The 23,695-nt window shown below is 46.7% G+C and carries 17 protein-coding genes; 16 read left to right on the top strand and 1 reads right to left on the bottom strand.

The window, feature by feature from the left end; genetic code table 11:
* Window positions 1–140 precede the first annotated feature (140 nt).
* The 16 genes from GXP65_RS03710 to GXP65_RS03635 all read left to right on the top strand — a co-directional run bounded on the left by GXP65_RS03710 (window position 141) and on the right by GXP65_RS03635 (window position 20,374).
* The gene (locus GXP65_RS03710; RefSeq protein WP_162092038.1) at window positions 141–1,610 is read left to right on the top strand and encodes a type VI secretion system ImpA family N-terminal domain-containing protein; all 1,470 of its coding nucleotides are present in this window, start codon (window positions 141–143) and stop codon (window positions 1,608–1,610) included.
* 33 nt (window positions 1,611–1,643) lie between these two features.
* Complete coding sequence (locus tag GXP65_RS03705; RefSeq protein ID WP_005443647.1) at window positions 1,644–2,165, top strand: type VI secretion system tube protein Hcp; 522 nt, start codon at window positions 1,644–1,646, stop codon at window positions 2,163–2,165.
* A gap of 20 nt (window positions 2,166–2,185) precedes the next feature.
* Window positions 2,186–2,689: a type VI secretion system contractile sheath small subunit gene (tssB, locus tag GXP65_RS03700; protein ID WP_162092037.1), complete on the top strand. Its 504-nt coding sequence runs from the start codon at window positions 2,186–2,188 to the stop codon at window positions 2,687–2,689.
* Window positions 2,689–4,167: a type VI secretion system contractile sheath large subunit gene (gene tssC / locus GXP65_RS03695; protein ID WP_005426542.1), complete on the top strand. Its 1,479-nt coding sequence runs from the start codon at window positions 2,689–2,691 to the stop codon at window positions 4,165–4,167. The genes tssB and tssC overlap by 1 nt, the downstream gene beginning before the upstream one ends.
* Window positions 4,168–4,235: 68 nt before the next feature.
* Window positions 4,236–5,630, top strand: coding sequence for a type VI secretion system contractile sheath large subunit (locus GXP65_RS03690; protein ID WP_162092036.1), 1,395 nt, complete (start codon window positions 4,236–4,238; stop codon window positions 5,628–5,630).
* A complete protein-coding gene (gene tssE, locus GXP65_RS03685; protein ID WP_005451929.1) occupies window positions 5,630–6,052 on the top strand; it encodes a type VI secretion system baseplate subunit TssE in 423 nt (140 codons plus the stop codon). Before GXP65_RS03690 ends, tssE begins: the two co-directional genes overlap by 1 nt.
* A complete protein-coding gene (gene tssF / locus GXP65_RS03680; protein WP_162092035.1) occupies window positions 6,045–7,796 on the top strand; it encodes a type VI secretion system baseplate subunit TssF in 1,752 nt (583 codons plus the stop codon). Before tssE ends, tssF begins: the two co-directional genes overlap by 8 nt.
* Before the next feature lie 12 nt (window positions 7,797–7,808).
* Window positions 7,809–8,747, top strand: coding sequence for a type VI secretion system baseplate subunit TssG (locus GXP65_RS03675; protein WP_181146151.1), 939 nt, complete (start codon window positions 7,809–7,811; stop codon window positions 8,745–8,747).
* A gap of 57 nt (window positions 8,748–8,804) precedes the next feature.
* Window positions 8,805–11,411, top strand: a complete 2,607-nt coding sequence (gene tssH / locus GXP65_RS03670) for a type VI secretion system ATPase TssH (RefSeq protein WP_162092034.1) — start codon at window positions 8,805–8,807, stop codon at window positions 11,409–11,411.
* A 12-nt stretch (window positions 11,412–11,423) separates the two neighbouring features.
* Entirely contained in the window at window positions 11,424–12,227 is an 804-nt protein-coding gene (locus tag GXP65_RS03665; RefSeq protein WP_041060152.1) for an ABC transporter substrate-binding protein, read from the top strand.
* Between the two features lie 3 nt (window positions 12,228–12,230).
* Complete coding sequence (locus GXP65_RS03660; RefSeq protein ID WP_162092033.1) at window positions 12,231–13,169, top strand: type VI secretion system-associated FHA domain protein; 939 nt, start codon at window positions 12,231–12,233, stop codon at window positions 13,167–13,169.
* The gene (gene tssJ / locus GXP65_RS03655) at window positions 13,169–13,651 is read left to right on the top strand and encodes a type VI secretion system lipoprotein TssJ (protein WP_162092032.1); all 483 of its coding nucleotides are present in this window, start codon (window positions 13,169–13,171) and stop codon (window positions 13,649–13,651) included. Before GXP65_RS03660 ends, tssJ begins: the two co-directional genes overlap by 1 nt.
* 26 nt (window positions 13,652–13,677) lie before the next feature.
* The gene (gene tssK, locus GXP65_RS03650; RefSeq protein ID WP_162092031.1) at window positions 13,678–15,009 is read left to right on the top strand and encodes a type VI secretion system baseplate subunit TssK; all 1,332 of its coding nucleotides are present in this window, start codon (window positions 13,678–13,680) and stop codon (window positions 15,007–15,009) included.
* Window positions 15,010–15,015: 6 nt separating this feature from the next.
* Window positions 15,016–16,269 carry a type IVB secretion system protein IcmH/DotU gene (icmH, locus tag GXP65_RS03645; protein WP_162092030.1) on the top strand — a complete coding sequence of 418 codons (1,254 nt, stop codon included), beginning with the start codon at window positions 15,016–15,018 and terminating at the stop codon, window positions 16,267–16,269.
* Window positions 16,266–19,655, top strand: coding sequence for a type VI secretion system membrane subunit TssM (tssM, locus tag GXP65_RS03640; protein WP_162092029.1), 3,390 nt, complete (start codon window positions 16,266–16,268; stop codon window positions 19,653–19,655). The genes icmH and tssM overlap by 4 nt, the downstream gene beginning before the upstream one ends.
* 2 nt (window positions 19,656–19,657) lie before the next feature.
* On the top strand, window positions 19,658–20,374 hold the full coding sequence (locus tag GXP65_RS03635) for a protein kinase (RefSeq protein ID WP_162092058.1): 717 nt from the start codon (window positions 19,658–19,660) through the stop codon (window positions 20,372–20,374).
* A 26-nt stretch (window positions 20,375–20,400) separates the two neighbouring features.
* Here the strand turns inward: GXP65_RS03635 and GXP65_RS03630 are convergent, their stop codons facing one another.
* Entirely contained in the window at window positions 20,401–23,544 is a 3,144-nt protein-coding gene (locus tag GXP65_RS03630; protein ID WP_162092028.1) for an HD domain-containing phosphohydrolase, read from the bottom strand.
* Window positions 23,545–23,695: the final 151 nt, after the last annotated feature.

Genomic DNA, 23,695 nt, shown 5'->3' with positions numbered 1-23,695 from the left:
ATCAATCTCTTAGTTTTTATTAAATGTTTAATTTACTTCAACTAATTTAGAAATCTCTCCTAGACTCAAATTTACCAACTATGAAACCAGAGGAATGGAATTTTCTCTGGCTTAATAAAAAAATAATTCATGGATTGAATATGGTTGATATTGATAGTCTTTTGGCACCGATCGCAGATGGATCGCCGAGTGGCGTCTATCTAAAACTCGATAGAAGTGCCTATCGAGCACTTAGAAACAGTTACAATGCCGCGCAATCATCGTTTCGCCAATTGGTGGAAACGCCCGATGCATCCAGTGATGAAGCCTTGCTTGAGAGTAATGATGAGAACTGGACGCAACTGCGTACCGCGACATACCACGCCCTCACCCAGTCGAGTAAAGACTTGGAGCTACTAGGTTGGTATATTACCAGTCAGTTGTTCACCGACGCTCCCTATCGCAACCTTGCCGACGCAACGCAAGTGCTTCTAAGCACCGTGGCGCAGTTTTGGGACTCGCTCAATCCATTCCTTCCTGAAGACAAACTAAAAAGCGCTGAAGAATCCGGCATCGCAAGAGAACGTGCTGAGTTCCGTATGAAGCCTTTGCTACAGCTTGTTGGCGAAACTCATGATACAACTGCCGTGTATATGCCTTTGCAGCTAATCGGCTTGATTGATGACATCACTTTTGCCGATTACCTACGTGCTGAGCGCAACGGTTCGCTTGGCGAAATCAAAACTAAAGCGCAAAACCTATTCAACGCTGACACGCAAGACACCTTAATGGATTTGGCGCAAACCTATCAAAATCTTGATGCTATAGAACAAGCCATCGCTCAACAGTGCCAACCCGTTAATGCAACTCCTATAAGTTTCAAATTCATCAAAGAAAACATCGCGGAGCTGATTAACGCGATCCGTTATCTCACTGAAGACAAGCTTTCTAAATGGCCGTTGGACGAAAAATTTAGGCTGTTAAAAGATGAACAACAAGCCGCTGAGTTAGAACTGCCAAGCGTAAACGCTGTTGAGCCGACTGATAATATATTGGAATCAGTTGCTCAAACAACGGGTCAAGCGAGTAAAGAAACGAGCCAAACGTCTTCTACTCAGCAAATCGATTCTGTGCCCCCCATTTCAACCACACAGACTCAACCCCTTATCCAAGCGCCTTCCGTTAGCATCGATGCTCAAGTACACAATCGCGACCACGCCTTTCATGAACTTAGAAAGCTCGCCGACTACTTCAAACAAACCGAGCCACACAGCCCTGTTCCGTTCTTGCTAGAGCGCGCAATTCGTTGGGGTTATCTGAGCTTACCAGAACTACTCCAAGAAATGACTGGTGGCAACAACCAAGTGCTCGACCATATCAATCAACTCACCGGAATGGACAACTTAGAACAAACCATTCTGAAAAAAATTCCTGAACCACAATCAGCGCCAGAGTCGGTTCCGACCGTACCAGCTGCAACTGAGGTTCAAACAGCCTCTAATGAGGAGTCTCAAAGTGCAACGTCAATTGAAACAACAACGTCAGAGCAAAGCGACACTCCAACTACAACCAACCAACCAGAAGTAAAAACTACTCAATCGTCGAGCGGTATTACCGATTTCGAGTGGTGAAGCAAAAAATGCTAATAAGCAAAGGAGAACCAAATGGCTTCTATTTACATGAGAATTGATGGCACTACACCAAAAGGTGCTGCAACGGTGGATAAGATCGGTGGCAAAGATGGATTTTTTGCTATTGATACAGTGAACTGGAGTGCCGTTCGTGGCGTTGGCATCGACGTCGGTAACGCGAACAACGCAGACCAAGGCATGGTCGCGCTAGGTGAAGTGAACATCACTCGTGGCTGTGATGGTGCAACGCCTTACCTAACAACGTTCCTATACGCGCCAGGTGGTGAAGGTAAAACCATCGAGATCGTGATGACTAAGCCAAACCGTGAAGGTTCTGGTGCAGATCCATACCTAATCCTGACACTGAGCGCAGCACGTATGTCGAGCTACAACATGGGCGCGTCGGATGGTCACCTACCAAATGAATCGTTCAGCCTGACATACACCGAGATTTCGAAAGCGTACTACATCGAAGGCGAAGGCGGCAAAATCGAGAAAGGTCCTGAAGTGGGCTTTGACGCGACGACAGCGAAAGTTACTTCGACAGCTTCTTAATGGAATAAGGAGATACCATTATGGCACTGAACTCCCAACACAAGCGAGTGAGCAAAAACCGTGTAAGTATTACTTACGATGTCGAGACGAATGGCGCAGTAGAAACCAAAGAACTCCCTTTTGTGGTGGGAGTCGTCGGTGATTATTCGGGTCACAAGCAAGACAAAGAAGACGTGGAAGATCGTACCTTCTACAACGTCGACAAAGACAACTTCGACACTGTCATGAAACGCGTTGGTCCTGAATTATCACTCAAAGTGGACAACGTTTTAGTTAATGACGACAGCCAAATCGAAGCGAGTCTGAAGTTCTCATCAATGAAAGACTTCGAGCCTGAAGCCATCGTTGAGCAAGTTGAACCACTCAAGAAGCTTGTTGAGACTCGTAACCAACTCAAAATGCTGCTTTCAAAAGCGGACCGTTCTCGTGATCTAGAGAAGCTACTCAAGGAAGTGCTGCAAAATGCAGACACAATCAACGCCCTTTCCGATGAGCTAGGCATCCAGAAAGAAGGAGCAGAATAATGACGACGGAAGTTGAAAACCAACCACAAGCAGAAGCGGCTGAAGCTTCGCTGAGCTTTCTGGATCGTGCAATCGAAGCGACCACACAAACGCCAGCGGACACAACAAAAGAACTGTTCTCCGTGTTGGCAGAGCAAGCGCTAAGCGGCACGGTAACCTGGGACAAGAACGTCACCAAAACGATTGAAAACGCCATCGTAGAGATCGACAAAAAGCTTTCTAAACAGCTATCGAAAGTCATGCAAGAAAATGACTTCCAAAAGCTAGAAGGTTCATGGCGTGGTCTACAAAAACTGGTTAAAGAGAGCGACCTAGGACGTTCACTGAAAATCAAAATGGTCGACTACACCAAAGACGAGCTGCTTGATCAATTTGAAGATGCGCCTGCCATCGACCGTAGCCCACTGTTTAACGCGGTATACCAAGGCGAATACGGCACAGCAGGTGGTGAACCATACGGCACCTTCATCGGTGATTACGAGTTCAGCGCAAAAGATGAAGACGTCGCCCTACTACGCTACATGGGTGAAGTAGCCGCTGCGTGTCACGCTCCGTTCATTGCCGCAGCAAACGCAGAAATGTTTGAGTTCAATGACTTCACTACCTTCGAAGAAGGCAAACCTGTCGCGGCTGGTTTTGATTCTCCAGCTTATGCAGCATGGAACTCGTTCCGTGAAAGTGACGACGCGCGCTACGTAACGCTAACACTACCTCGCACACTGGCTCGCCTTCCTTACGGTGAGAAAGGTCTTGGCACCAAGCTGTTTAGCTACGAAGAGTTAAACACAGACCAAGATGGCAACCCGAACCCATCAAGCAATGATGAGTTGGTTTGGTCAAATGCGGCTTACGAGTTGGGTCTGAAAATGACGCAAGCGTTCACTGCGTACGGTTGGTGTACAGCGATTCGCGGTCTGGATAACGGTGGTAAAGTAGAAAACCTACCAAACCTAACGTACAAGACCGAAGCTGGCGACTTGGTTCAGCAATGTCCGACAGAAGTAAACCTAACCGACGAACGCGAGAAAGAGTTAAGTGACCTAGGCTTCTTGCCACTGGTTCACTACAAGAACTCAAACTACGGTGTGTTCATCGGCGGTCAAACAACGCAGCAACCGAAGACGTACACAGATCCAGATGCAACAGCAAACGCAGCCATTTCAGCGCGTCTTCCTTACATCATGGCAAGTGGTCGCATCGCTCACTACTTGAAAGTCATGGGTCGCGACAAGCTAGGTTCAAACCTAGAAGCGCCAGACATTCAACGTGAACTTCAACTGTGGATCGATCAATACACCAACGCAGGTGCAATTGGTAACGATCAACGAGCGAAAACGCCATTGGCAGAGTCTCGCATTGAAGTGGTTGAACAACCGGGTAAACCGGGCGCGTATTCAGCCGTTGCTCACCTAAGACCTTGGCTACAACTTGAAGAACTGACTACGTCGGTTCGCATGGTAGCGAAGATCCCAGGTTAAGCACGATAAAGCTTGGTCGAGGTAGGATGCTTCGACCAAGCCAATTCGATTTAGGTCACAAGGATAGTATGAGTAAGATTTATCACTCAGGTTGGCAGACCCAATTTATACAGCTAGACGATAAAGACAGCGACTTTTTACAAGAGGCGCTCTCTTTACTGTCTCAAGTGTCTCGCTCCGCGCTAGACAATTCAGATGCACTTATTACACATGTTTCACGCTTGATTGCAGAGATTGACAATAAGCTCTCGAAACAGATGGATGAGTTATTGCATCATCCAGAATTTGAGGCACTGCAAACCAATTGGCTTGGGCTTCAAGGCTTAGCCACCCTGCCCGTTAATTACCAACGCACTCAACTCAAGCTTCTCAATATGAGTTGGGAGGAAGTGTCTTCCGACGTCAATCAAGCCTACAGCACCAAAACGTCCGAGTTATATAACAAGATCGGCAACCAAGAGTTAAACACCTTAGGCGGACATCCATTCGGTTGCTTGCTGTTCACACAACCTATCGCGGCAGATATGGATTTCGAATCCGACTACGATGATTTGTTCACCGTAGAACTATTGAGCCGCTTAGGTGAAGCAACGTTATGCCCAATGCTATTTGCTCCTAATCGCGATTTCTTTGTCGAATCCGGCGCAGACTGGCTGTCTGATATCAACCGAATCGAGAAGATCCTCGCCAGCCCTGATTACCAATCGTGGCAGTCTTTACGCAGTAAGTCCTCTTCGCGTTTTGTCGGTTTAGTGATGCCAGAAATGTGCATGCGTACACGTTATCAAAACGCCAAAGTGGGATTCATCTACAACGAGAAACAAAACGGACTTTGGGGCAATGCGGGCTTTGCGTTTGTATCCACCATTATGCGAGAACATCAACGTGTGAGTTGGTTTGGCTTCTTGAAATCTCGCTGGAACGACAACAACCAAGGTGCCGTGGTCAATCAAAACCAAAGCGATAGCCATTTTCTGATTCAACCACAAACCAAAGTGACCTTGTTTGGGCAACTGTCGACCTTCTACAGTCGCAGCGGTTTTATCCCTCTTACTAAGAGTCCTTTGAGCGACAAGTTTTACTTCAATGGTAACAATTCGATTTGGCACAACAGCGAGTCTGATAACGAGAAAGTCCTCACTCAAATCCAAACCTCGTTGATGTCTTGCCGCATTGCACATTATCTCAAAGTACAAGTGAGAGAGATGATTGGCAGCTTCAAAACAGCGGCTGAGTGTGAGTTGTTCCTCTCTCAGTGGGTTGAAAAATTCTCTAGTAACGTCGCGTACGCCAACGAAGAAACCCTATCAAAATACCCATTGAGTTTTGCAAAGATCAGCGTGTGCGACTCTGATCATCATCCGGGCAATTTCGTCTGTACTTTGCGCATCGTACCGCAGTATCAATACGACCATTTCAGCGGCGAAGTGGTGCTGACAACAGAATTGGATGAGGTGGCGTAATGAGTTTTTGGCGTACCTTTGTGCAAACTGCCCCTACCACTCGTCGAGATGATATCGAGGACATCAAATATCACCTCACTCGTCTGTTTGATTCGGAAGCGTCACTGATGAGCATTGATGATCGGTTAACCGAAGTGCAGCGCTCTAACTATCGTTTTGGCATCGAGGATGTGCACCTATTGAGTGCCAGTCTCGACCACCAGCAATTAGCCCTCAAACTAGAAAACTACATTCGACATTTCGAGCCTCGTCTTAGCCAAGTCATGGTTGAACTTGTTGAACGTAAAGCGGGAGAAAACACCATCGCGTTCAATATTGTCGCCAAAGCCAAAACGGCACAGGGCGAAAAAGAGCTGATTTTTGATTCCAAGATTTCATTAAGCGACATGACCACCGATATGAAGGAGGATTTGTATGAGTGATCCTCTACTGCGTTATTACGAACAAGAGCTGACTTTTGTCCGTCGAGCCCTCGGCCAATTTGGTTCTGAACATCCAGAACACGCACAACGTCTCAATATTCATCAGGGACAAATCGAAGACCCAAGTTTGGCTCGCTTATTGGATGGCGTGGCACTATTGAATGCCAACGTCGAAAAGCGTTTATCTGAGCAAATCCCTGAAGTTGTCGAAGGATTACTTGGTGTACTCTACCCAAGTTACATTCAAACGGTACCGAGTGTAGCGTATCTAGAAATGAGCACAGACGCACCTTCCACAGACAGCACGACGCTTCCCAAAGGCACACGCTTTTCTTCCGAATCACAAGGCAAAACATGTTTGTTCACCACAACGGACGAGCTCAAAACTACACCATTTGCACTGATTGACACCAAGGCACGCAGCGCACCCTTTGACTTCAATCGCCCACAAGGTAGTGAACAAACTACCGCCGTTATTCAACTCACTCTGTCTACTGGCGATGATGATGTGCATTTCAGTCAATTAGCGTTAGAAGATCTCGACTTCTTCGTTCAAGGTTTCGAGAACAATGCGGATTCCTTGGTCGAACTGCTACTTAGTGAAGCGCGTGCAATATCGATTTCCGACATCAATGGTGAGAATCACGCTGTCTTAGCTGCCAATCAGCTCAAGAGCCGAATCAGCGATAAACAGTTTCAATTTCTGCCACAAAAAGGCAATCAATTTTCTGGCTACCATTTGATGAACGAATTTTTCTTCTTCAAAGAGAAACGTCAGTTCTTCCGTCTTAAAGGCTTTGGTGAAGCCTGTCAGCAACATGATTGCTCCACTGTGGTATTAAACCTGTTCATGCACTCTTTGCCGATGGAGTTTATCCGTCTTTTCGATAACCAAGTGTTTAAGCTCAATGTCGTGCCTGCGGTGAACTTATTCGAACAAACAGGCGAACCAACCAGCTATGACCAACGCAGCCTGACCATTCCGGTTAATGCCGACGCTCATACCGATAATGAAATTCAAGTGGTCGACATTTTGGATGTGTTTGAGATTACATCGAGCGGTCAAAAACTGCTGACACCACTGTTTAAAGACAGTTACCAAAGCGACCCACATTGTGATTACTGGCAAAGCCGAAAAGATTCCACAGGTGAACTGCGATTGGCGATCAGCTTAAATGCCAACCAAGAACTCGAATTCAACAAACTCTATGGCACTCGCCTTCTTTGTACTAATGGCAAACAAGCATGCACCATCAGTGGTGAGATGACATGTTTAGAGCCGATCGATTTACCCGGCGATTTTCATTCGCTCTACCCGCCGTCGGCTCCGATAGAACGTGAATCTGACGCCAATATGCACTGGCAATTTATCGGGCTTCTTAACAGTAACTTCTCGTCTCTGCTGCACTCAGAAGATCCTACTCAGCAGCTTAAGCAAATGCTGCAATTGTGCAGCCGCAATCAGTTAGTAAGCGATGAAATTCAGATGATTCAGTCAGTTAAAGTGCGCTCGCAAGTTTCATCGATGCGTATTCTAGGCAAGAACGTCTTCTCTCCGGGCACTGAGATTGAAATCACTCTCGATACGTCTGGCAACTATCTGACTTTCACCGATGTATTGAATCGCTTCTTCCAACAGTTCTGTAGTTTTGATCGCTACATTCAGCTCACAATTCGTCTCTATGGCAAAGATGGCATTGCGAGGCGTTATCCAAAAATCCACGGGAGCCAGCGCTCGATGTAGCGTGGAAGATAGATGATGTCGATGTCACTGATTAACGATTTGAAGGCTAACCCACATGAGTACGACTTTGCTCAAGCAATGCGATTGCTGATGCAAATGGCAAAACAGTCTGGACACAAGCTGAAGTTAGAGCTCAAAGCGGAAGCCATGCCTCATGGTGATGCCGACGATATTCAATACTTCTCGTTCAGTGACCACAGCGCCAAGGTTCGTATTGCGCAGCAAGCACTATCTGGTGCACAAGGGGTTATCCCAAACTACATCTATGAGGAATTGTTGTTTGCACTGCATAACGACGATCACGCACTCAAGGACTTTTTAGACGTATTCAATCAACGCCATTTTGAACTTGCCGCGCAGCTAGAACTCGCTCCTCACCTTTTGGTGCAGAAGGAGCTGGCAAAAGAAAAAACCGATTTACTCAAACAACTGGCGAACCTGAAACACGAACACGGCGCGCTGTTCCAGTATTCGCTGTTGTTCGCTCAAGGGCATCGTAACTTAGAAACGTTAGAGCAGATTCTTAACGACTACTTCCCTTACCAAATCGATGTGTCGACTAAGAGCCATGAACGTCGTCAGTTACCCGCGAGTTCTCTTACCCGTTTGGGACAAAAAGACGACTACAACAGCGGAATCGGGCAAGGTTTCCTCATCGGGAAAACGTGCATGACTTACAACCAACATTTGGTGGTGAGTATCCAACCTGCCAACCGCAAAGAGCTGCATCAAATTCATCGAGATACTCAGTTGGCGAACCACATGCGCCAGCTCATTCAACATTATTTACGAGACGCCACGCCGATTTCTATTTATCTCAACGTTAAGCGTGCGTATCTCGAAAAACCAAGGCTGTCTGCTCAACCAGATCAAGCCGCAAAGTTGGGTGAAGTGGATTGCCTCGCCCCAGAACGTAAACCTACAGAGCGGATTCGGATTCTTCTGAAATAGCTAGGTAGACACCGCGACGACAAAGAAGGTTATCGCGCAAAAGACAAGGATAAGGTTATGACACAAGTAACGCTGACAAATTTAGTCGCCAAGTTATCGCCAGAATTAAAGCGCGCATTGGAAGCTTCTGCGGGTGCAGCTATGAACCAAGGCGTTGCCGCCATTGAGCCAGAACATTGGTTGCTCACGCTATTGAATCAGCAAGACGCACATTTAAAAACGCTGATTGAGAGTCAGAAGATCAACCAAGATCAACTTGCCAGTGAGCTAGCAAATCGCATCGAACGCCTACCAAAAGTGCAAGACAGCCAACCAACGCTTAGCCATGCACTGACTGAACTACTCAAAGACGCTTGGATGATTGCCTCCGTTAACTATGGACATGGTGAAATCATCAGTCTGCATCTCGTTCAAGCGCTGCTACAACAGAACGTCATGGGCGTATCGAGCAACAATCTCGAATCTCTACAAAACGTGTCGACCGAGTCCCTACAAGGTTTAATCAACAAAACGCCGGTGAAGCGAGCAACGCAACAAAGCACAGGTGAAGCAAGTTCAGCCGCAAACACCGCAAGCGCGAACGACGCATTAAGCAAGTACACCATCAACCTGACTCAACAAGCAATTGAAGGCAATATCGACCCGATTTCTGGGCGTAATTCTGAAGTGAGAAAAGCCATCGACATTCTTTGTCGTAAACGCCAGAACAACCCTATTTTTGTTGGTGAGCCGGGTGTGGGTAAAACCGCTGTCGTTGAAGGCTTAGCGCTGAGAATCGCAGCAGATGAAGTGCCAAGTGCGTTGCAAGGCGTTCAACTCCATTCGCTTGACTTAGGTTTATTACAAGCAGGAGCAAGCGTAAAAGGCGAATTTGAAAATCGCCTTAAAGACGTCATCAACGAAGTGAAAAACAGCGATGTGCCAATCATTGTATTTATTGATGAAGCACATACGCTTATCGGCGCTGGGGGTGCAGCAGGACAAAATGATGCTGCCAACTTATTGAAACCGGCTCTTGCGCGTGGTGAGTTCAAAACCATTGCCGCAACAACATGGGCAGAATACAAAAAGTACTTCGAGAAAGATCCTGCTTTGACCCGCCGTTTCCAAGTCGTCACGGTAGAAGAACCAAACGCAGAAGATGCCAAACAAATGCTGCGTGGCATTGCTGCTTCATTGCAAAAGCACCACGGCGCGTTTATCACTGAATCCGCGATCGATGCCGCGGTCAACCTATCTATCCGCTACTTACCTTCTCGCCAATTGCCAGATAAAGCGATCAGCCTACTCGATACCGCGAGTGCACGTATTGCTTTAACCCAAGGAGCAAAACCAGAAGTGATTGAAGCGTTGGAGCAAACCATTCGTTATCAACAAAACGAGCAGTCTGCTTTAGAGAAAGAGTTTGATTTGTTTGGCACAGGCGCAGAAGAAATTGCCGAATTGAAGCAAGAAATCACCACCAACCAATCTCAATTAGCGGGCTACCAAACGCGTTGGGAGCAAGAGATTACTTTGGTTGATGAGATTAAAGCGCTTCAACAAAGCATCACAGAAAGCGAAACACCAGACGAAGCTCAGCAAAGCCAGTTGAATGCCCTTCTCGACCAATTGCACGAGCTTCAAGGTGAAGAACCGTTAGTTAATGCGATGGTGGATGATGCGACTATTGCTCAAGTCATTTCCGGTTGGACAGGCATTCCTGTCGGCAACATGATGAGTGATGAAATCGCTCGCCTATTATCACTAGAATCTGAACTGGATAAACGCGTTATCGGTCAAAACGTGGCGAAGCAAGAGCTGGCAAAGGCGATTCGAATCTCACGCGCTGGCTTAACAGATAATCGCAAGCCAATCGGTGTGTTCTTGATGTGCGGTCCAAGTGGTGTCGGTAAAACGGAAACCGCTATGGCGCTCGCTGAGCAACTTTACGGAGGCAGCAACGATCTCACGGTTATCAACATGACCGAGTTTAAAGAAGAACACAAAATCTCAATGTTACTTGGCTCGCCTGCTGGCTATGTTGGCTTTGGTGAAGGTGGCGTATTAACCGAGGCGATTCGCCGCAATCCCTACTCTGTCTTGCTTTTGGATGAGATGGAAAAAGCGCACCCGGGCGTTCATGACCTCTTCTATCAAATCTTCGATAAAGGACATATCAAAGACAGCGAAGGTCGCACGGTGGATTTCAAAAACACCTTAATCATCATGACTTCTAACGCCGCTGACCAAGCGATTTGCGATGTGTGTGATGAAAACGCCGAACGCATCAGCAACGATGAACTGCTTGAAGCGATTCGTCCCGATCTACAACGCTACTTCAAACCTGCGTTCTTAGGGCGTACCACCATCGTGCCTTATTACCCACTCAACGATGATGAGTTGGCGAAGATCACCGAAATCGCGCTAAACCGCATTCGTAAAAAACTGGCAGAACAGTATCAAGCGAGCTTTACGTGGGATGCAGGTTTTGTGGATTTGGTTGTCAGCAAAAACACCGACCCTACGACAGGTGGTCGCGCGGTTGAGCAAATCATTAACCGCTCTTTGATGCCAAAGTTGGCAGAAGAATGCATCGCGCGCCTGAGCACACAACAACCGATTAGCCAAGTGACGGTGACCGCAGCATCGACGCCACAGGGCTTTGAACTGGATATTCAGTAGTAACGAATCATGATGTTTAGAAGCGTACATTCACCCCATCTCGTCACCACCTCGATTCTTGTTCAAGAGGCGGCGGTCAGCTGTGGGGTGAGCTTTTTCCGCAAAATAACCAAGCTGGTTTCATCGCTGTTTATTTTGCTTGGCGCCCTTTTCTCATTTGAAGCTTGGGCGCAAGTTTGGATTGGTCCCGACCGATTACTGCTTGCGACCCACAAATGGGCACCGTACCAAACTCACCAGAATCAAAACATGGATGGTTTTGCACTCAATCGCGTCAAATGCGCGCTGGGCGAAATGGGACAACCTTACCAACTGACCATGACGGAATGGTCTGACGCACAGCTCCACGTGCACAGTGGTCAACAACATGGCTTTTTCGTCTCGCCGAAAACCAGAGAACACGACAGCTACGCAACCTTGTCTGCTCCTATTACCGAGCAAAAGTTGCGTTGGTATTTTGGTCCCGGTGTAGAGCCTAAGCTTGATGATTTGTCAAAGTTGAACCTTAAGTTCTCGGCAGAATTTGGCTCAAGCACATGGTTTTGGCTGAAACGTAATGGATACAACGTCGTTAAGCAGCCACGAGATGCTAAGGTTTTACTAAGGCTTTTAAAACAAAGAGAAATTGACGTCGCACTGGAAGATGAGCGAGTGTTCCACACGGAAATAAGCCAAGCCTCTCTTCCAAGCGATTACTTCTACTCTCAAGTATTCGAAACCAAGCCCATGGGCGTGTATTTCTCTAACCGCTTTTTGGACAAATATTCTGGTTTCTTAACCGCTTTCAACACAGCGTTGGCTAAATGCGAGGGATAACAAGTGGCGATCAGCATACATTTGATTTCTGTACCCTCTGAAGAGGTGGTGACTTCAAGAGTCATCTATCTGCCCGAGTCTGGCGGGCAGTTTGGGCGTTCAGCTTCTTGTGAAGTGGCATTGCCCGATCAATCAAAACGCATTTCGCGTATTCATGGACAAATTCGTCTCACAGAAACAGGTTATTTGGTGAAGAGTACCGGTAAGAACCCGGCTCGCCTCAACGATAAAGCCATGGTGAGAGATAAAGATTACCCACTCAACGATGGCGACATTTTGAAGATCGAAAGCTATTCGATGTTGGTATCAACACTCACGTCGAACAAAGCGCCTGTTGAAGAGCAGCCTGAGGACCTCTTTGCGACCAAGTTCGACCTACAACTGGAAGACAATGTCGATTTTCTCGATGAAGGAGATATCGTCGAACCCGTGAAATCGGAAGTTCATTACTCTCACCAAAATGTAATGAGCGATGATCCCTTCTCCTCCGACCCGTTTGAAGACATCGACGATGACGAACTGGCGGACCACTTTGAAGTGGATGAAGTGTCGAAACAGCAGCAAGCAATGGAGCGTTCCACGGAGATTGAGTATCTTCCGGGCGACCACCTTCCATCATCAGAGCTGGAAGCCTCCATCGAAAAGCTGATTACGATTACCGAGAAGAATCAACAATACCTTCGCAACCCACCGCTTGCACATGATGCTTTGTTTGATGCCTTGGATAAAACACTCGACCAGTTCCTCAATGAGTTCGCTCCGAACCAACTAGAGAATCAATTTAGCGAATTTGTGTCTGGCGGACTGTTCAGTAGCAAAGACAAGAAGTATTGGAAAATTTACCGCAAGCACTTCCAACATCGACAAGACAACGGTGATTTTCGTCGCCAGTTCAAAGCGATGTTTATGGAAAATATGCAAAAGCAAAGCGAGGAAAGCTGATGAAGATTTGGCTTAGTTTACTCGCTTTCGCTTTGGTGGGATGTTCATCTGACCCAACACCGGTTGTGACGCAATATCAATTGGCGGTGAGCGCCGAGAAGACGATTAACCCAAGTGTTAACAACAGTACTAATCCCGTGGTAGTGCGCTTGTATCAACTAACCGATGCCCAACAGTTTAAGCAATTGCCGTTTATCGATTTGTACAACGATGACGTGAGCCTATTAGGCGCAAACTTGGTGTCGAAACAAATGCTTCCCGTGGTGATGCCAGACAGCAATAGTAAGCAAACCTTAGACATCAACAAGACCACTCAGTACATCGGCGTATTGGTGGAATTTGCCGAATATGACGCAAGCACGGCGACGGTAGTGACAACCACGCCTCAGGAAGAAGAACAATATATCCAGTTAAAGATCAGCGGTAACAAAGCAGCATTGCAAACCGTGACACCAGATTCGCCTTGGTGGGATGTTTTTTAACTCGATTCAGTAGATAGGGAAATCTCGTGGACGCATATAAAAAAGTCGTTTGGCAAGAAGGCATGTTCATTGCCCCGCAACACTTTCAACAACAAGACAGATACACACAAAACTACGTCAGACAAAACGTCGAAACGCTTGCTGGTTATGCCCCTTACTATGGTGTGACCGACTTGGTGATCAATCACGATCTACTTAAAATTGGCAAGCTTTCCGTCTCTTCTAGCGCGGGTTTGTTCCCAGATGGCACGCATTTCGAACTGAAACGCGAAGTTGCCAGAGATGTGCCGCACGGTACGATTGAGAAAATGGCTTACTTAGCACTGCCCGTCTCTCTGCAAGGCAATAATGATTACGCCAATGATGAATCGGAACAAAGCCGCTATCTCACACGCACCATCAATGTGTTTGATACTTCAACCTCTGAGAATGCCAGTGTTGAAGTGGACGTCGCACAGCTCAATATAGCGATTAAACTCGAAGGCGAAGACACTTCGGGCTTTACCCTGATTCCTTTCGCCAAAGTATTGGAATGCAGCGAAACGGGCGAAGTGATGCTAGACCGTTCCTTTATTCCTGCGTGTTTGCATTATGGTGCATCACAGTTATTGGTTGAGCGTTTGAAAGAGATTCATGCCCTCACCTCTAACCGTGCCTCCAGCTTGCTCAAACGTATTCAAGCCGGACAAGGGCAAAAGAGCCCACAGTCGATGATGCAAGATTACCTGTGGCTGCAAACACTCAACACTTGGCTTCCGTGGTTTGATTTATCTTTGTCGAATCCAAAGTTTCAAACCCATCAGCTTTATTTGGAGCTACGCAAGTTTGAAGCGCAAGTCATGGCATCCACACCCGCAATTCCAGAGCCTTGCCAACCGTTGGATTTCCATCGTCTTTACGATTGCTTTAATCCGCTTTTTTCGAATCTGCGCAATATGCTCACGCTGGTTCAACAAGACTCTGTGATTGAGTTTGCGTTTGACACTTCGTTGTTTGAACGACGCCGCTTGCTTCGCACCTTGGTAAAAGATGGTCACAACCTATCTGATCGCCGATTCGTTCTCAGTGTCCGTTCTAACATCAGCAGCACCGAGCTTAACGAATTGTTCCCTGCGGCAGCCAAACTCAGTAGCAATAACAAGATTGTCGAGATTGTGCGTAATGCCCTTTCTGGCGTACAACTGACGCCGCTTCCTGTTGCGCCAAGCGAACTGAAACCGATGCAAGGCACAGCGTATTTTGAAGTGGATACATCAGACCGCAATTGGTTAGAAATGATTGAAAACCGCGATGCACTGGCGCTGCACGTCGATACACGTGTTGGCGACCTAGAAGTGATGCTGTACGCACTGAGGTAGTAAGTTATGAACTATTTGGATGAAGATACCTTAGTTTGGGACAGCAGCGAAAATGACTTCGTGAGTAAAGATACCGACATGCCTGACGTAAAATGGCATTCGGTCAACGCTGCGCAAGCCAATATTGGGTTCTTACATCATTTCGATAAAGCCGAGAATCAGCTGATCAACATCAGTTCTGAGTTATTGGCTGTCACGCTCAAGATCAACACCTTGCCGGAGCCCGAAGACATCACCACGCTCAGACATCAACTGGTGGCTTATATTAATGAGATCAAAACCAAAGGCGCAGAGCTGACCTACCCAGTCGCCGTGATCGACAAGCTCTGTTTCCTGTATGCCGTGGTTTTGGATGAGTTGATTGTCTACACCGATTGGGGTGAAAAACGCGGATGGGAGAACAAAACCTTACTCAGTGAACTGTTTGGTATGCGCAACGGTGGTGAGCTTTTCTTTACTGTGGCAGAGAAAGCAGCGCGCCAACCGCACAAGCTGATCGACTTATTAGAAGTGGTTTATCTGTTTCTCAATATCGGGTTTAAAGGTCAGTACCGCGAAACGGGCAGCGAACAGCTAAAGAGCTTTACCTACCGTCTAGAACAGATTTTAAGTCAGTACCGACAAGCCGGTGGAATCTATTGTCATACTAAGGTTTCCGTGCCTAAAACACGTAAACCAACGCGCAAAAAACGTTACCTTGTCACCACACTATTTTTCCTAACTATCATTGGCTTGAGCGTTGCGCTCACCTATTTCTGGTACAACAAAACCAAACCACAGCGGGCACGAGATTTTGTCCAGCTTGGTGAGTACAGCCAACGCTATATTGAATCTGGTCGTGCGGAAGATATCGTTTATGTCAGCACTGACGACGATTTAAAAGGCAATAAAATTGCGGTAAACACCACTCAACCACCTCGTCCAGTCCCGAGCCAACCAAAAGCCGTGACGCCACGAGCGATAACTTCGGCGCCAGAGACGAAGAACGCTACAGCAACGAGTCCTACAGCAGACACTGATTGGCTAGTGCAACTTGCGACCTTCTCCAATCTTAAAAACGCCGAGAAATTTATCGCCCAACTGCCGACATCCAACTATCAACCCGTCGCGGATAACATCAATTCATACGTTCGCGTCATTGTTCGATGTGACAACTCAGAACAAGCTAAAACCATCAATAACTGGTATCGAGAGAATGCCAACGTCAACGGCTTAGTGGTGCATAACAAAAACAAACAAAGCGAGGTTGAGTCACGATGACGCAAGACAACCCAAGTACATCGACAAGAAAAAAGGCAATCATTTGGAGCCTTGTTACCCTTCTGCTTCTGGCAATCTTAGGCGGCTTACTGACTTGGTTTGTTGCGTATCCTGATTTCTTATGGACAGGCGTCATCACGACAACCATTGTGGCACTTCTGTCTGCTGGGCTTTGCTTTTGGTTAATCAACCGCAAGGTGAAAAAGAGTCTTGAGCAAGACCAAGAACGTGCACTAATTATCAAACGCTCCAAGTTACTCGCCTTCCACTTCAAGAAAATGCTCGGCGTACAAAAACGTAAAAAGCGCTTAACCAGCCGTTACGATCAGCCGATTTACCTGTTACTCAGTAACAACCCGAGCAAAGACAAAAGCATCATCACGCAGATGGGTTACGAAGCTTATAAGGTGGATGACTTTGGTAACGACATTGAGTTTCCGATTCTATTTTGGCTCAGTGAACACTCAGTTCTGATTTCCATCAGCATGGGCGAAGATCAACAACCGCTTTACTTAAAAACACTGTGCCAGTGCCTAAATAAATGGCGTCCGAGACAAGCGATTAACGGCTTGTTGCTCACCACAGAAATTGAACAGTTAGTTGGCAATAGTGAAACCCTTTCACAAAAAGCTGACCAATTGAAATCGCAAATCAAAGCATTCAATCGTTCATTTGGTTTGAACCTACCTGTCTACAATGTCCTAACCAACATGGGGCAAGTGAGCGATTTCTGTCAGTTCTTTTCTGCGTTTGATGAAGCGAGACGCAATGAAGTATTCGGCGCCACCAGCCCAGTGCAAAAACATGGTGGCATTGATGCCGATTGGTTCAATAACGAATACGACCACCTCATCGGTCAGTTAATCTCGAACATGAGCAATGCGTTGGGAGCGCAGCTTAACCAAGATTTCCGCAATGCCATTTGTGGTGCGCCATACCAATTTGGTCTGCTTAAACAGAATTTGTGGCACTTCTTACAGCGTTTGCATCGAGGTGACCAATACACAGATGGGCTCAACTTCCGCGGCTTCTACTTTACCCACAGTGGCAGTGATTTCGCACAGCATGATTTACTGGCGAACGTGGTCAATCAATCCCTCGGCAATGAGCAATATCAGCAACACCAACAAATGCCCGTTCAACAAACCTTATTTGCCCAGCATTTGATGTCTCATGTTGTGCTAAATGAAAACACTTTAGTCGGGGTTAACCGCCATAAAGAGAATTGGTTGTGGTTCAGCCAAACCGCCTACACTCTAATTTGGCTCGGTCTACTGATTGGTACACTGACGATACTCAAGCTCGACTTCGATTATCAAACCAATCGTGAAGCAAAAGCCGATGGCATGTTGGAGCGTTACAAAGAAGCGATCGCAGCACAGCCATACAGCAAAGAAGATTTGGTGGGCAACATTCCGAACCTGTACACCATGCATCGCATTTACGCGCTATATCAGGAGCCTGAACCTTGGTATACATTGCCATTCCTACCGAATGCGACCATCAAACCAGAAGTTGAAGCGGCTTATACCAAAGAGCTACAACAAGTTTTGCTCCCTTCTATGGCGCACACCATTGAGAATGACCTTTATGTGTATGTGAACTTGGAAGACCAAGCCAGAACGCTCGAATTGTTGAACGACTATCGACTGTTGTTTGATAAAAATCGCACCAACATTGAAGAGCTCAAAAGCTACTTCCTAGCAAACTTAGAGCACCAAGGCGAAGCGGACAAAACCAACGTTGCTCAGCTTAAAGTGCTGCTCGACGATGTGTTTAACCAGCACCTAGTGGCGACAACTGCCAATCAAGAGCTTGAAGGGTTGGCGAAGCAAGTCATCAATCAATCCAATATCGAGACGCTACTCTACCAACACATTTTGAACGATCATGCGTACGAGAAGCGCATCGACGTACGTAAAGAACTTGGTTCCAACTTCAACCAAATATACCAATTCAAACCTGGCTACGTGGGTTATTTCGTCCCTTATTTGTACACACCAACTGGCTTTAACGAGCTGGATCTTTCGGTGGAATCCCCTCTTCTTATCGAAGCGTTATCCGCTTATGAGGGCATCGCAGGGCAAGCGCCGAGTGCACTAGAGATGCACCGAATCAGCCACGATTTGAAACGCATGTACCAGAACGATTACATCAATTACTGGCGCGATTTTATTAACAGCATCGAGGTGAAAACCATTTCTGGTTCTGAGCAGTTGAATGCCAGCTTGAACGTGCTCAACAATGCCTCAAACAACCCAATGTCTATGCTGTTTACCACCATCAGTAACTACACTTCGGTTCTTCTACCAGAGCCAAAAGATGCGAAGAAGAAAACCGATGAGGAGATTGCTGACGCCGCGCAAGACAACGAGAAAAAGGAATCCGCTCGCCAAATCACACTGACGTTTAATGATTTCCACAAACAAGTGACGCCAGACGATCAGGGTAAGAAGCCAATAGATTCCGTTCTAGAAGGTTTCGCTAACACTGCCAAATGGCTTGATCAGTTCTACAAATCCAACACGCCAGACAAAGTGGCTTATGAAACGCTATCAGCCGGTTTAAAAGCGCAAAATCCAGTCGCACAGTTGGCGTCATTGACCGATTCCCAGCCACAGCTATCCGGTGAAGTGATTGACTATGTGACAGTGCAAACTAATGAGTTGGTAATGAGCTTGGCTCACCAATACCTTAATAGTATGTGGAACAGCGAAGTCTATCAGCCTTATGAAAACACCATCGCGGCTTTCTACCCGTTTAAGAAAAGTGCCAACAGCGACGCAAGTACAGCGGATGTCGCTGCCTTCTTTAAAACCGATGGCACATTGGACACCTTCTATCAAACCATGTTGAAAGGCTTCTCGACAGAGCAACGAGCACCGTTTATGTCTGGCTTACTGCCAAATACTGGCTTTGCGTTAGATCCTGCAATTTGGTTGATGTTTGATAAAGCCAAAGACATTCGCTCTGCCCTGTTTTTAGCAGACCCGAAAAACGTCGTGATTCAATTCCAGATGAAACCAACAGAAATGAGCTCGGCACTGACTGAGTTTTCCATTCGTGCTGAAAAACCGATTTTCACCTATCAGCACGGTCCGATGCTGTGGACACAACAAAGCTGGAAAGGCGATTCTGTCGCGCAAGATGCACTAACGGTGCGTCTACAAAAACAAGCAACGCCGATTGCCAATGAGCAGTTTAAAGGCAGCTGGGCATGGTTCCGCTTGATTGAGCCGCGCGTCACTTCAACCTCTTCGCAAAGTACCCAACTTGAGTTTGATTACAATGGCGATAAGGTTCGCTTAACGATTAAAACGCAAGGTCAGAACAATCCGTTCGTGCCGAATTTCTTTGCGGGCTTTGTGTTACCTGCGAGCATTTAGTGATGAATACGTTCGCCAATCAAACCCTGTTTAGAGCTTGTGGCGTTACTTATGTAGCGCCTTTGAGCGAAAACGTGTTTCAGTGCGAGCACAAACTTTATGGCACTGTGGTCATCAAGGTAGCGCGCAGCTTAGCGGAGAAGCGGGCTTTGATGGCGGAAGCGGATTTTCTATCCAAATACGCATCGGATTACTGGGCGAACTTTCATGGTTACGGCTCGCAAAACCACGCCGACTGGTTAATGAATCAATATCTGGAAGGCAAAACACTTAATGAGATAGAACCTGATTTATTACCTCAAGACTTGATAACCAAGCTTGAATTCGCTTTGCTAAACCTGCACAAAACGGGTTATCTGCATGGCGATATCAAGCCACATAACGTCATCGTGACGCCAAACAACCAAGTTCGGCTTATCGACTTTGGCAGTGTGATTCGAGTTGATGCTAAATACCGAGAGCATTCACATACAACCGTTAGCCGAGCCTATAGTGCGACCCGCCCCTCTCTGCGTATCGGTCAGGCAAGTAAGAACGATGATTTCTATGCCTTGGCAATGACCTTACTCAGCTGTCACGATCAACATCCCTTTGCCGGTCTCTCGTTACAAGAAGCGGCAGAACTGCTACCTACCCCAAGCAACATTGATTTACCAACGCGCTACCAAATTCTGATTCAAAAAGAGTGGCAACGAATGGGCCACTCTTTGAAGCTGTAGGGATTCAACGCTCTGAGCTCTCTGGCTTACGCGTCTGGTGATTTCGACTTCAGATACTTCTCAATATCCACCTCATCTACCTGTTCGGCCGGCATAAACTTGTTGGCATAGTCACGGTAAACCCCACTTTCTAAGAACAACAAGAACAAGTCCATATCCAAGTGTTCGTCTAGTGCCATCTTGTACATGATGTCGACCGCAACGCTTACTGGCTTGGCTTTCTTGTAAGGTCGATCCCCTGCGGTTAACGCTTCAAAAATATCCGCAATCACCAAGATGCGTTCTGGGGTGGATAAATCTTCTGCACTCAACCGACGCGGATAACCTGTGCCTTTCAACGTCTCATGGTGGGTTGAAGCGTAACGCGGCACGTTACTTAACTCCGGAGGGAATGGCAGTGCCCCGAGCATTTTGATGCCGCTGATCATATGCTCGTTAATTTTGAAACGGTCTTCTGGTGTTAACGTCCCGCGGGAAATCGTCAGGTTGTACACTTCACCCAAGTTATATTGATGCTCTGGAACTTGAACCTTAATGCCATGCTCCGGTGCACATTCCATTGGGCGAACGCGCTCGATAATATGGTCGGGCTTATCCGCCAAAAGATTTTCGACCACGGGCAGCGTCACGTCAGATTTTGGCTTAATCATTTCTTCAAATGGAGAAAGACCGAGATGATCATCGTAGTGACGCAACCAAGTTTGTTGAGCGATTTGTTTAATGCGCTCAATCTTCTCGTCACTCATGAACTCGCCACCCACATTGGCGTTGGCAACAAATCGGAAGTCTTCGTCCAATTGCGCAACTCGTTGGTCGAACTTGGCTTGCGCCTCTTCTTTTGACAGTTCACCAGTAGATATCGACTTCCACATTTCCACCTCAGCATCTCGCCTTAACACTTCGAAACGAGTGCGAATTTCATTGATGCGGTTGTAGTTGGCTTCTAACTTAGTGCCTTTATCAACGATGTGTTCTGGCGTGGTGATCTTGCCACAGTCATGTAACCAAGCCGCGATACGGAATTCACGTCGTTCATCGTCATTGTTGAATTTAAAGTCTTTGAACTTCCCGGTGTCGCACTTCTCTACTGCCTCTGCCAACATCAAGCCAATTTCTGGAACACGATTACAGTGCCCCGCAGTATAAGGAGACTTGTCATCGATCGCTTGTGCGATAAGGCGAATAAAGGCTTCAACAAACTCTTCTTGCTGTTGCTCGTGATGCTGAATCTCTTCCGTCATTTCACTGACAGAGTCGGACAAATCTGAGACTTCTTTGATACGCGTTTCTACTGGTACTAACTGGTCAAATTCTCGATTTTTGATTTTGATGGTTTCTTTTCGCAGCGCAACAATTGGGCGTACGATTGGCGAACCAACCCTCCACGCTAATGGGAAGAGAATCATCATCGCAAAAGCAGTAATGGCAATCGCTTTAGATAATCGACTTGTCACTGCATTAGTCACTACTTGGCCAGAAACGATCACAGCAAAGTAATCGCTCGTTCCACGAGTAGAATGCAACTTGGTGATATAGAGGAATCGACTCTCACCATCGATGGTCACTTTGTTCATTAAATCGTGTTTGTCTTTCTGAATCGCAGCCTCGTAGACCTCCGGATAAGGGACAAAACTCCCCCTCCATTGATGTGCCTTGAGCCATTTCTGTTGTAACGCTACTGTTTGCTCGGGTGAAATCGCTCCAATAGCTTGGTTGATAAGCTCAAGCACATCTTTATCTTTCTCCTTCATAAACAGAGAAAACTCCAACGGTGGTGCGTCGAGCAACCCGACATGAATATCGGTCAGCTTCACCAACCGCTTCATCTCAACCATGGTTAAGTAAGTGTCTACAAGGTACTGAATGTCCCCCATGTGCAGCGCTCGTTTTGCTAAATCGAGATTCGGCTGTTCGATAATATTCAGTGACGGATAGCGTTCAAGTAGCCATTCTTTCATGCCAAAACCCGCTACCACGCCAATACTGTCACCACCCAATTCCGTCAACGACTTAGGCATTAGATTGGTAGTTTTCGTCGCAATCGCAAGCTGCGCTATGAACAGAGGATCACTTTTGATACCTAACTCTGGCGGTGCGCCAAGCACAGGTTGGAGGATATCAATCTCTCCATTGCGATATTTCTTTTCCAACTCTCTTGAGCTGAAACCATTAACGAACTCTAACCTCATGCCCGTTTTCTGCGAAACCAGATTGAGTACGTCAATAGCATAACCACCTGGTTCGCCGCTCTGGGTGTAGTCGTAAGGTCCCCAATCGTTTTGATTCGAAACCACAAACTCGCGGTCATCTAACAAGGCTTTTTGCTGCTCACTTAATGCCAAAAGCGATGAATCAGGAATATCTACTTCGTGAAAAACGTTGATGCTGGACGCAACCACTTCACCACGATTGTTGAATATAAACGCTTCAACGCCATCATCCTTTTTCATCCCAAGTTCGGTTGCGCTGATCTTTTCACTCAGAGAAGAAAGCACCGTATCTACGCCAATAACGGCGCCTTTACTGCGCACAGAATAAGACTGCCCGGTGATTTTCAGATGTTGAAACAGATAAGGATCGGTTTTGTAAACGCTGTCTCTGGAGGCTCCAGCAAACCAAGGTCGGCGAGATGGATAAAAGTTACTTTTCTGTTCTGTTTGGCGGACAACCTCAAACGATTCCGAGTAATACATGGTTTGTCGCATTCGAGCCTCACCGTCACCTTTGATGGTGATGATGACCCAGCGCTCATTGGCGGTTGCACCTATCTTCCCTCTAACTTCTGGGGATGATTCCAAATTGATGACTTGAAAGAAATACTCGTTGTTATTGGCAAAATAGATACTGTAAAAAACGGGATTATCGATGAGCGCTTGAACGAACACTCGTTGGATTTCATCCACACTGAATTGCGTATCACTGAAGTCCGCTACACTGCGCAAGATACCCGCGCTGCTGGTCGCACTGGTATCTATCTGATGGATATGATTACTGACGTCTTTGGCTGTCATGGTTAAACGAGTCAGGATATGTTCTTCCGACATCTGTTTACCGAAGTAATACTGCATTCCGAGTCCAAGCAGCGCCGTCACCGCCGTAGCAATAACAAACAAACTTCCGACGGTGAATTTAATCGAAAATTTACGAGGGGTACCAGATTTAGTGTTCACGCGATAAAGCCCTCCGATGACCTAAACAACAAACTCAGCAACTCGCTTTATCAAAGCAACCTGAAGCATATACTTTTCAAGTCTAGTACATGTTTTTCATAGACTTGCATAATGCTTCGGCTTAAATCACATTTTCTCGAATATAAAAAGC

Origin of the sequence: Vibrio sp. LB10LO1 (assembly GCF_010092875.1) — a bacterium.
Taxonomy (GTDB): Bacteria; Pseudomonadota; Gammaproteobacteria; order Enterobacterales; family Vibrionaceae; genus Vibrio; species Vibrio campbellii.
The sequence above is the reverse complement of the archived record's forward strand: the minus strand, read 5'-3'. Positions and strand labels throughout refer to the sequence as shown.